Origin of the sequence: Streptomyces niveiscabiei (assembly GCF_001419795.1) — a bacterium.
Lineage (GTDB): Bacteria > Actinomycetota > Actinomycetes > Streptomycetales > Streptomycetaceae > Streptomyces > Streptomyces niveiscabiei.
Map to the genome: position 1 here is coordinate 1 of NZ_LIRL01000753.1, position 1,031 is coordinate 1,031.

The following is a 1,031-nucleotide window of genomic DNA, read 5'->3' on the forward strand; positions in this document are numbered from 1 at the left end:
GGTGCGGGGGTGTGCGCGGGCCGTGTACGGGTGGGTGGCGCGGAACCGGCAGCGGTTGCCTGGGGGGACGGGGGCTTGCGCGGTCAGAAAGGGGACCGCACAGCTCCGATGAGACGGGCACACTGGTCGCCCACGACCGGGCCAAGGGCGGAGCGTCATCACGCCGGCCTCCCCCACCACGAGGAGGGAAGACACACTTCGTGGACACGACCCTCGAACTGACCTGGGACAACGGCGAGTTCGTCGCACGCCTCACGAGAGACCAGGCCCTGGCCATGTACGAGGCACTGGCTTTTCTGCGTCACCGTGACGACGGCGACCGCGCCTTGGCCCTACGGCTCGGCTGCGGCCCCGAGGTGGTCGACAGCATCATCGAGCGGCTGCACGTCGATCACACGGGATGGACCGACGCCCGGTTCCGGCAGGAAGAACTGCACGTCGTGCACAGTGCGCTCACGTCCGCGGCGACCGTATTCACGTCACGCGGCAGGCTTTTGCAGGAACCCTTCCACATCCGGCTCGGCTTCCTCCGCGAGAACTTCGACGCCCTCGCAGTCAGCCTCGTTCACGCCGCTTCGGAGGCGATGGAGTGAGGACCCGGCTCCGCCTCACCCGCGACGGCGAGACCTACGTTTCCCTGATCACCCCGGTCCAGGCAGCAGCGTTCCGCCGGGCACTGGCCTTCCTGCGCGGCCGAAACCTCGGCGACCCGGCCCTGGCCGTGCAACTGGGCGCCGACGCGAAGGCTGTCGACGCGCTGGCCGACCGTTTCGCGGGCGAACACGAGACGTCGTTCGAACTCCGCCTCACTCCTCAGGACTTGCACACCCTGCACAGCGCGCTGACCGCGGCGGCGGTCATGTTCCTGGAGCGCAACATGTTCTCGGAGGAGGACTTCCACCGTGAACTGACCTTCTACCGGGAGAACTTCGACGCCTTGGCGCTGGGAATTGTCGAAGCGGTCGCCGAGGCGGGAGACAGTTTGAGGATCAGGGGTGGAGGGGGTGGGTCCTGACGGCTTGGATGAAGGG

Annotated in this window: 2 protein-coding genes; both read left to right on the top strand. The window is 67.8% G+C overall.

All coding sequences use genetic code 11. The annotated features are described in order from the left end of the window. Positions 1–200: 200 nt before the first annotated feature. The gene (locus AOK24_RS32750) at positions 201–593 is read left to right on the top strand and encodes a hypothetical protein (protein ID WP_055723653.1); all 393 of its coding nucleotides are present in this window, start codon (positions 201–203) and stop codon (positions 591–593) included. Further along, complete coding sequence (locus tag AOK24_RS32755) at positions 590–1,015, top strand: hypothetical protein (protein WP_055723654.1); 426 nt, start codon at positions 590–592, stop codon at positions 1,013–1,015. The genes AOK24_RS32750 and AOK24_RS32755 overlap by 4 nt, the downstream gene beginning before the upstream one ends. Positions 1,016–1,031: the final 16 nt, after the last annotated feature.